A 10,887-nucleotide genomic window follows, 5' to 3' on the forward strand; every position below is an offset into this window, starting at 1 on the left:
ATACCTGTAAAGTTAATATTTTATCAGTTACTCCCCAGCTTTTTTACCTGACCCCACTTTAATCACCAAAAGTTATTTCATTTAAATAAGCGTTTATCTTGTATTGCTTTATATAATTTATTTTTTAGTCAGAGTTTGTTTTTTGAACGATAATGTTCCCACTATACCTAAATTAATATTAAGCGAATATTTGAAACAACAAGCACAAATCAACAACAGCTGTTTTTACTGAATCTTCCAGCGAGTCTTTATTTTGTTAAAATAGAAGAAGACAATCAACGTGAAACGATTAAACATATTATAAAGTAAAAAACAAATTAACATAAGTTAATTTATTAATTTATAGTGGGTTACTTAATACTATTTATTGTATATAGTATAATAATAACAACTATTTTAATGAAACATATCCATCAAATATTTAAAATATACCAATATATAAAATTGACCTCCTTAACATATAATGTACGAAGGATTACTTTTATGGTATGCATGTTTTTTTTTACCTGCAATATATATGGTCAAACTTACTATTGGGAGAAATCAACTCTTTTTCCGGAAATGCCTGATTCAGGATTTGCTCCAATTTCCTTGTATGCGAGGGATGGTTTATTGATATATAATGCTGCAGATAAATACCGAAGATATCAGTGGTATGCAAGTTCTGATACACTTTTTAATTTTAGAAAAACAGTAAATCAAGGAGAGGCAGTCAGCTTAAGTTGGTCTGGTCCTGGCGGTGGTTGGGTTTCAATGCCAGGAAGAAAATTACTCAAATATGATAAGGGATTGGATAGTCTAGTGGCTATATGCGATGGTGATAATTTTGATCATATACATGCATATATTACAGGTAATATTACCTTTCATAAAAATAGATATTATATGACTGGTGCTGTGCCCAACCCCGATGGATCACAAGAAGATATGACAGTGGTATTGATATTCGATCCTTCAATCTGCAAATGGACTAAGTTAGACGCTGTAACTAAATTATATAGACTTTTTCAGCAAGGAAATTCATTATACGTAACCAGCAATGGAACGGCGAATGAAGATATTGTTTATAAATCAGACGATGAAGCTGTCTCCTGGCAGAAAGTTACTTTGCCAGCATATTATTTTGGAGATAGTACATATTATCCTAAAACCCGATTCAATACAGATCAGGAAGGAAATGTAATTGTCCGAATATCTGAACTTACAAAGAAAGGTATAGATTCAACCAGTACAAAAGTACGTTTTTATTTGCTTCAAAACGGATCATTTAATCTGTTGGCCATGACAAATGCTAACCCTAATAATACATATCCTTATAATAGAACTGCTCTAGAAGGCGGTTTTAGAAGTTCAGGCGCTGGGCGCTTATACGCTATTGCACCTGGTGGTCAAGTGCCGCAATACGAAGTAAAAGGGGATATTCTGTTAACGTCTGTAGACCAAGGCAACAGCTGGGAAAAAATTGATGCACGTGCTCCTGAGTATATGACAGACGTGGTTGAAACGAGCAATGGTCGAGTATTTGCAACAACAGATGTAGGTGTATATGAATTAAAAATAACCAAACCGCAAGGCTGTAGCAATTTAACACATACAACAAAGGTATATTCCAATGGCAGATCCTGTAATAACTTCAATATTGAAGTACATGTTAGTGGCGGACAGAAGCCATACCAAATTACACTGAATAATAAAACATACCAAACCAACGATAGCATTATCGTAAGTGACACACTCGGTTTGTATCCCATTAACATAAGCGATAATAAAGGATGTACTTTGAATACCTCTGCCTTAGTAAGTAGGCAGCATACGGATTCGCTACATGTATTATTTGGCTATCCGTTGCCAAGCTATTGCAATGATGGAAGTTTTGCTATAATGATATGGAAAGGTAAGCCACCCTATACCGTTCAATGGACGGATGGGTCAAGCACATATGAAAAAAAAATTCCTAAAGAGATGGATTATACATGGGGGCCATACGAATATTTCCCTTTAACAAAAATCGGTGCTTATAATTTCCTTGTTAAAGATAGTCTGGGATGCAAAATTTATTCAGATACCATTCATAAGAGATTATTGCAAACAAAAGTAACCTATACACCAACTGCATCTTGTGATAGTGCCACAGCTGATATTGAAGTCCTTTCAACGATTTCAGACATAAATTATGTAATGGCATTGATAAATAATGATACAATTTTACGCACGCAATGGTCTGACAAAACCATAACAGTTAAATTACCTTATAATGCAAATAATAATATTATCATTGAGGATAAATACAATTGCAGGCAGGATTATTATGAGCATTGGACAAAATCCTCTGCAAGTCTAGGCTATGTTTCAAACATAGGATGTGATAGTATGGGAGCGTTGGGCCACGCACCGATCATTCTTCAAAATGCAAATCAATTTACAACGATACATTGGAGTGATATTAATCGGGATACATTTTTAACGTATAGGGATAAACTCACAGCAGGGCACTATTCAGTAATAGTGAAAGATAAACTAATGTGCGCAAATGCAACACTCGATTTTGATATTACAGAACAGCCAATACCAAGAGCAAAAATTCCTCCATTTTTATGTGTTGGTAATACATATACTATTAAGCCTTATGTTACGAATCCTAACATTACGGGTTTCTTTTTTTATGGTTTAAACCGACAATCTGAAATTGGAGATTCTTTAGTATTTACAATGCCTAACTTGGTTGATACTATAGTGAATATATTTTTTGTAAACCAAAATCCCCAATGTGCCAGTTCTATTCAGGAGTTTGAATTTAAACGCAATACATCCGTAAAACCACTAACAGATAGTCTTATAACTGTTTGTAATCCTAATCAGCAGATAGAACTTAATTCTAGCGATTCCAGTACTATATGGTATTCGCAACAACAGCAACGTATTATTGATACCAATAATACAATCCATTTTAAACCTACATCATTAACGGATACAATATGGGCATATATGAAAACTTCAATGGCTTGTTATTCAGATACCTCTATAATTGCAATTCGACAAACAGACTTTAATTATGATATAGATAAAAGTACATACAATTCATGGATCTATTTACATGGAGGAAAGTCTCCATATCGAATGACTATTTCAGGTAACACAATGTTGAGTGTATCTAATATTACAGACACTGTTTGGCTAGGTAATATTCTTACTTCTGGCACCTATAAACTATCAATTTTTGATTCGGACAATTGTGATATTACTTTACAAGATATATCTATTGATAATGATGCTAAGAAGAAAGAAGATTTTATATTATATCCCAACCCTGCCAACGATTACATTCAGATTGCTGGTATCAATCAATTTGCAGAAATAACCATTTACAGTAGCGATGGTAAAAAAGTATTTGAAGGCATTAGTAGCAACAGCCAAATAATAACGTTACCATACATGGCAGCCGCTTTGTATTTGGTTCGAATAGTTGAGGGAGATAGAAAGAAAATATGTAAGTTAATTATAAAGTAAAAAAGCAATTAATACATGTTAATTTGTTAATTAATAAGTGGTTACTTCATACATTTTTTTGTATTAATGTATGAAATATGTTTAACTTCGCCTAGCTATCACCCACTATGGATAAAAAAGTAACGATTATTTTTTTCTTACTCGCACTATGTATGTGTAGGTATAGCCATGCGCAAACCAATCCTTTTTATACGGTTACGCAATCGAATGTAGCACCCTTAGCTAATTCTAATTTCGTAGTTGCCGGTGCAGGTGCAGGCAATACCTATAATCCCACTTACCCTGCTTATACAACTTTTTTAACAGATGGCTATGTGTTGGAAAATATCACAAGTTCCAAGCACATTCAAGGACTTCCCATTGGGTTTAATTTTCCGTATGCAGGTCAGGAATTTGATATCTATGCAATCAATGCAAAGGGATATATTGTATTGGGTAAATCAAATCAAGGAGGTATGACGGTGTATGCGGATACGTTAATTGAAACAGCCACCGATACTGTTTTTACAGATAAAAACAAATACCTTATTTCGGGTTTGTATACAGGCAAGGATATGGATCTGCAAGGAGATGTATCTTTTCTAATCAGTAAAGGAGGCTTTGAGGGAGGGCGACAATTGCTTATTGTAATCAGTTCTTCAAAAGTAGTGGACGGAGGGTCCATTATTAATTTGGGTAATATTATTGAATTAAAAGAAACGGGCCAAATTACGATAAGAACGAACAATCAGATACTTTTTAATAATACAAATGATAAATTAAATAGTTATGGCTCCTATATGCAGCGTTATGGCACAGACTATACAGATTATATGTATACAACAGGTGCCACAACAAATAGCTGGTTTGATATTAAGCACTCCTATAACAATACAGATTACAAACATGGTATAGTACGGGATACCATAAACCCGAATCAAGTCAGTGTATATCCATATACGATTACGTATCTCCCCAAAACATCTAATTTTGATTGTCCAGTACCGATACGTTGGAATCCGAATCCTCCTGGTAGCTATATAGATTCTGCATATCATTATGTGGTCAATGATCCCGGTGTATATAGAGATTCTGCATATCTGGTGAATGATTATGAAATGCTTCAGGGAGATACGATTTCAACCTCTGATCGGGTTTGGTGGTTTAGTGATATGCGAGATAGTTTGCGTTTTGATGTGTATCTAGGTACAGATGAAATAAGTATGAACTTGTATAAAAAGGGACTATATGCAGACACTATTGTTACTAATTTTAATACAGTTCTTGGTTTGGTAAATCTATCATTAGATAGTTTAGCAGGAGGCCAGCAATATTTTTTACGCATTAACACGATTCATCCTTCGGGAGATACTACAGTCTGTAATGGCTATTCATTTCATACAAAAAAAGAAGAACAAATAATAAATTACTGTCGGAGTGATGAAACTATGGGAGGCTTAGATGCGGGATGGGATTATTCAGTATTAGATCTGAATACACTTCATTTTCATCCAGATTCAATAATAGATCTATTACTTTTTTATAAAAGTGTCTTACCAGATACGGGTAGTTGGACAACAACCTTAGATCAGGGCCAATCTTATCCGTTGCAAGTAGGTACTATTGAAACATCATACTATATTCAGGCAAATAATTTACCTTTAGTATCAATATTTATTGATTATAATAACGATGGTTATTTTAACGAAGACAACGAGTTTTATCATACTACCGTTGCAAGTACATTCCGATATAATGATGTCACCATAACAGTTCCTTCAAATGCAGTCTGTGGTAAAACACGCTTAAGAATAGTACAAAGTGATAGGTCTCCTTATCCAGATGCTTGTTCAAAACCAGCGTTGGGTGCCAGCCTTAGTTTTAAAGATTTTATTATAAATATAGCCCCTGCGCCTGGTTGTAATCTTTCGTATTCGGATTCTATTGTAACACCAAGCTGTGCAACCAAGGGTAACGGATTCTTGAATGTAGTGGTTTCTGGAGGCATAGAACCGTATCACATACAATGGAACACAGGTAATCTAGCAGATACCTCTTTTACATTGTCCAATCTTGCGTCCCCCATGCGTCACCGTGCTACTATAACAGATGCTGCTGGTTGTACTATCCGCACAACTATGCTACAAATGACGCAGCCTTTGCCTTTGCAGATAGATACGTTTTTTCAAACAAAGCCCGCCTTTATTGCATTTAGTGGCGGTACAAGACCCTACCGAGCGGAGATTGGGGGAGATAAAACAGATACACTATTTGCAATAAATGATACGATCTTTTTACCAGATGTTTCCCAAGGCAATTATACCATTGTTGCTACGGATAAAAATGCCTGCGATCCGCAAACGTATGTATTTAATCAAGGAGTATTAGGCATCGAAAATTCGATAGGTCAACAATCAAAAGTTATTTTATACCCCAACCCAGCTACAAATTATATTCAAATATCGGGTATTAAGAATAAAGCATTTATAAAGATATGTAGTATTGACGGTAAAATCGTATTTGAAACAACTTGCACAAATCAACAACAGCTGTTTTTACCCAATCTTCCATCGAGCCTATATTTTGTAACAATAGAAGAAGAAAATCAACGTGAAACGATTAAACTGATTATAAAGTGAAAAACAAATTAACATATGTTAATTTGTTAATTAATAATTGGTTACTTAATACTGTTTTTTTTATCAAGTACTAAATTATGTTTACATTCGCCTAGCTATCGCCAACTATGGATAAAAAAGTAACGGTCCTTTTTCTCTTACTCGCACTATGTGTGTGTAGGTATAGCCATGCGCAGACCAATCCTTTTTATACGGTTACGCAAGAAAATATACGACCAGATTATTTCAATAATTTTAATTTTCTGAACATAGGAGTAGGTAATACCTATAATCCAATTTATCCTGCCTATACTACTTTTCTAACGGATGGCTATGTGTTGGAAAACATCACAAGTTCCAAACATATTCAAGGGCTACCAATTGGGTTTAGGTTTCCGTATGCGGGGCAGGAATTTGATATTTATGCAATAAATGCAAAAGGCTATATTGTATTAGGAAAATCTTGGGAAGGAGGGATGACGGTATATGCCGATACCTTAATAGAGTCTTCTACGGATACTGTTTTTACGCAAAAAAATAAATATTTAATCTCTGGATTATATGCTGGTAAAAATATGGATTTTACAGGTAGCGTTTATGTAAGTATGTATAAAGGCGGCTTTATTGGAGAAAGAAGGTTGTATATATCATTAATCAATGCAACGAGATTGACAGATGGAGCATTTATATTTTCAACAAACAGTTTTGAATTAAAAGAGACAGGGGAAATGAATATAGTACCTTCAGTTGACATTCAAAATAATGCTGGCCAAAATAGTTTTAATTCTTATGGATCGATTATCCAACGAGATGGTACAGGTAAAGATAATTATTTATTTGGAGTTGGATACAATTCAGATGCTTGGTCGCATACGCAACAAAAATATTCATCGAACATAGATTTTAAATATGGTATACTCAGAGATACGATTTTACCACCTGTAACTCAACAAACGTATATCATTTATTATCAGCCTGTAAAATCAACTGTTAGCTGTCCCATTCTCATTCGTTGGCATGCGAACCCACCGGGTGTATATGCTGATTCAGCCTATATAGCCAATGATTACGAGGAGCTGGAAGGAGATACTCTTGAAACCTCAGATAGGGTATGGTGGTATAGTGATATGCGTGACAGCTTACGCTTTGATGTATATTTGGGTACGGATGAAGTAAGCATGCCCTTGTATAAAGCAGGTCTAGAGTCAGATACCTTAGAGCCTTATCTTTATAGTTTTGTGAAAGGGATGGTAAAACTGAAACTGGATAGTTTAGCGCCAAGCCAGAAATATTTTTTACGAATCCATAGCATTAATCCATCTGGGGATACTACGGTTTGCACAACGTTTTTTTACACGAAACCAAATGAAGTAACTAAAAATTATTGCCGAACCGATGACTATATTTTTGAGCAAGGAAATGAAGCATTTACCGATTGTTTTTTAGATTTGAATACCCTACATTATAAGCTAGATTACGATCAGTCTTACCTAGGTTTGTACTATCAAACAAGTATTCCCGATACGGGTAGTTGGACAACTACCTTGCAACAAGGACAAGCGTATACACTTCAACTAAGTTGCCCCAAATGGAATTATTTACCAGCAACATCTTTTATGGTATCTGTATTTATGGATTACGATCAGGATGGCGTTTTTGATCATCCAGATAATAATAATGACAATCATACCTTTGGTATTAGCGATACCTTATATAGGCCACTTATATTTTCGATACCTAAAAATGCAGTATTGGGCAAAACAAGGTTGCGAATAGCTGTAAGAAGGTTTTGTAATAACTGTTACTTTCCAGATCCATGCCTTACAGAAGATACGTTTTTTTCTGATTTTACCATTACCATTGCAGCAGCGCCAGGTTGTAATCTTTCGTATTCGGATTCTATTGTAACACCAAACTGTGCAACAAATGGCAACGGATTCTTAAATGTAGTGGTTTCTGGAGGAATAGAACCTTATCACATACAATGGAACACAGGTTATTCAGCAGATACTTTGTTTACTCTATCTGACTTAGTAGCACCAGATAGACACCGTGCTACGATTACAGATGCTGCTGGTTGTGCAATCCGTACGGCTATGTTACAAATGACACAGCCTTTGCCCTTACAGGTAGATACATTTTTTCAAACAAAGCCTGCGTTTATTGTATTTAGTGGTGGTACAAGACCCTACCGTGCGAAGATTACAGAAGATAAAACAGATACATTATATGCTGTAAATGATACTATTTTTTTACCCGATGTTTCCCAAGGCAATTTTACCATTGTTGCTACAGATAAAAATGCCTGCGATCCGCAAACGTATGTGTTTTCTAATAGAGATACCGTAAATTATATTAAAGAAGATTTTGTCTTATATCCCAACCCTGCCTATGATTACATTCAAATATCGGGTATCAATCAATTTGCAGAAATAATCATTTACAGCAGCGATGGTAAAAAAATATTTGAAGGGATTAGCACCAATCAACAATTCATAAACCTGTCAAGCATCTCATCAGGTTTGTATATAGTAAAAGTAGAAGAGGAGAATAGCAGAAATACATTTAAGTTAATCGTAAAATAACAAGATGGATTATACAAAATAATGAATGCAGGTGAGCTAATTCTATTTTTGTATTGAAGAGCAGTTTGTGTGTTGTAACATATTGTTTAATAATTAATTAACTTATGTTAAGTAGAGTGTTTTAAAATAAAATATAAATGAGTAATTAATATTACTGTATTTAAAATTGATTTATATTGAACCAAATATGTTTTTAATGATTAGAAATAGTACTTTTTGTTTTTTGTATATACTGCTTTCGATAGCATTCTGCTATGGACAGGCAAATCCTTTTTATAAAGTTATTCAGGAAAATGTAAGACCGATAGCAAATTCTAATTTTGAAGTTACAGGAATGATTCAAGCAGGTAATCCATTTTATCTAATCTATCCTGCATATACAACTTTTTTAACAGATGGTTATGTATTGGAAAACATACCGTCGTCCAAACACATTCAGGGGATTCCGATTGGATTTAAATTTCCCTATGCAGGACAGGAATTTGATATTTTTGCTTTAAATTCCAAAGGATATATTGTGTTGGGTAAATCTTCGGAAGGGGGCATGACGGTATATGCAGACACACTGATTGAAACAGCTACGGATACTGTTTTTACTAATAAAAATAAATACTTAATCTCTGGTTTATATCCAGGTAAAAATTTGGATTTACAAGGTCAAGTATATATCTATATTTATAAAGGAGGATTTGAAGGGGAACGCAGATTATACATTTCACTTATAAGCATTGCCTCTCTAGGTGGGAATCAGATGTTTATTAGTACTAATTTTGAATTGAGGCAAACAGGTGAAATAAATATCAATCCCTATGTTCAATACATTACAAATAATACAAATAATCCAATTATAGATACCTACGCAAGCATCATGCAACGATATGGTACAGATCAGACCCATTACATTTATGGTACTGGTTTTAATTCAAATGCTTGGTTTCAGACAGCACAATCTTATACCAATGGTAATTACAAATATGGAATTCTTGGGGATACTATTATGCCCGCTTCCGTAAATCAAAAATTATATACTATAAATTATCTTCCAAAGATATCCAACTTTATGTGTCCCGTTCCGATACGCTGGAATCCAAATTTGGGCAATTATAAGGACTCTGCTTATGCTGCAAACGATTATGAAGAACTACAAGGAGATACGCTTTTAACATCCGATCGAGTTTGGTGGTTCAGTGATATGCGGGATAGTTTGCGTTTTGATGTGTATCTAGGTGCCGACGAAATAAGTATGGATTTGTATAAAAAGGGTCTTTATGCTGACAGTATTGTTACTAATTTTAATACGGTACTTGGTTTGGTAAATCTACCATTAGATAGCTTAGCTGGCGGACAAAAATATTTTTTGCGTATTCATACCATTCATCCTTCGGGAGATACTACTGTTTGTAATGACTATTCCTTTTATACAAAACAACAAGAAAAAATAGTTAATTATTGCAGGAGTGAAGAAACTATGGGAGGCTTAGATGCTGGTTTTTTTTATTCTGTATTGGATCTCAATACACTCCATTTTCATCCAGATACAATTACAGATTTATTGCTTGAATATAAAAACGTCTTACCAGATACGGGTAGTTGGACAACAACCTTACAACAGGGTCAGTCGTACCAGTTACAATTGGGTACTATTGAAACCTCATATTATATTCAAGCAATTAATTTACCTTTAGTATCAATATTTATTGATTATAATAACGATGGGTATTTTAACGAAGACAATGAATTATATCATACTACCGTTGCGAGTACATACCGATATAATGATGTCACGATAACAGTTCCTTCCAATGCGGTCTGTGGTAAAACACGGTTAAGGATAGTACAAAGTGATAGGTCTCCTTATCCAAGTGCTTGTTCAAAACCTGCGTTGGGTGCCAGCCTTATTTTTAAAGATTTTATTATCACGATTGCTCAGGCACCTGGTTGCAACCTTTCTTATAGTGATACCATCATTTCACCATCCTGTGCTACATACAGCAATGGAGGTTTAGAGGTCCTTCCTCAAGGCGGTACAGCACCTTATCACATACAATGGAACACGGGCAATACCAAAGATACCTTGTTCACCTTATCTGGTTTGTCATCTCCAGCTCGTCAGCGAGCTAATATAAGCGATGCTGCAGGATGCTATATCCGAACGGATATGCTGCAATTGACACAGCCTGCGCCTTTACGTATTGATA

The 10,887-nt window shown here is 34.7% G+C and carries 5 protein-coding genes; all 5 read left to right on the plus strand.

Features of this window, described 5'->3' with window-relative positions; all coding sequences use genetic code 11:
* Window positions 1-186 precede the first annotated feature (186 nt).
* Window positions 187-309 carry a T9SS type A sorting domain-containing protein gene (locus Q0543_RS17050; protein WP_366800107.1) on the plus strand — a complete coding sequence of 41 codons (123 nt, stop codon included), beginning with the start codon at window positions 187-189 and terminating at the stop codon, window positions 307-309.
* A 252-nt stretch (window positions 310-561) separates the two neighbouring features.
* Window positions 562-3,507 carry a T9SS type A sorting domain-containing protein gene (locus Q0543_RS09885; RefSeq protein ID WP_299252060.1) on the plus strand — a complete coding sequence of 982 codons (2,946 nt, stop codon included), beginning with the start codon at window positions 562-564 and terminating at the stop codon, window positions 3,505-3,507.
* Between the two features lie 107 nt (window positions 3,508-3,614).
* Window positions 3,615-6,125: a T9SS type A sorting domain-containing protein gene (locus tag Q0543_RS09890; RefSeq protein WP_299252063.1), complete on the plus strand. Its 2,511-nt coding sequence runs from the start codon at window positions 3,615-3,617 to the stop codon at window positions 6,123-6,125.
* 107 nt (window positions 6,126-6,232) lie between these two features.
* Window positions 6,233-8,689, plus strand: a complete 2,457-nt coding sequence (locus Q0543_RS09895; RefSeq protein ID WP_299252066.1) for a T9SS type A sorting domain-containing protein — start codon at window positions 6,233-6,235, stop codon at window positions 8,687-8,689.
* Between the two features lie 223 nt (window positions 8,690-8,912).
* The coding region (locus tag Q0543_RS09900) for a SprB repeat-containing protein (protein WP_299252069.1) at window positions 8,913-10,887 on the plus strand (1,975 nt) is incomplete at its 3' end.

Origin of the sequence: uncultured Cytophaga sp., from assembly GCF_937863595.1 — a bacterium.
GTDB lineage: Bacteria > Bacteroidota > Bacteroidia > Cytophagales > Cytophagaceae > Cytophaga.

Excerpts from the sequence above, each read along its gene's own strand:
- Q0543_RS09895 (WP_299252066.1), top strand. The coding sequence starts at position 6,233 with ATGGATAAAAAAGTAACGGTCCTTTTTCTCTTACTCGCACTATGTGTG.
- Q0543_RS09890 (WP_299252063.1), top strand. The coding sequence starts at position 3,615 with ATGGATAAAAAAGTAACGATTATTTTTTTCTTACTCGCACTATGTATG.
- Q0543_RS09885 (WP_299252060.1), top strand. The coding sequence starts at position 562 with ATGCCTGATTCAGGATTTGCTCCAATTTCCTTGTATGCGAGGGATGGT.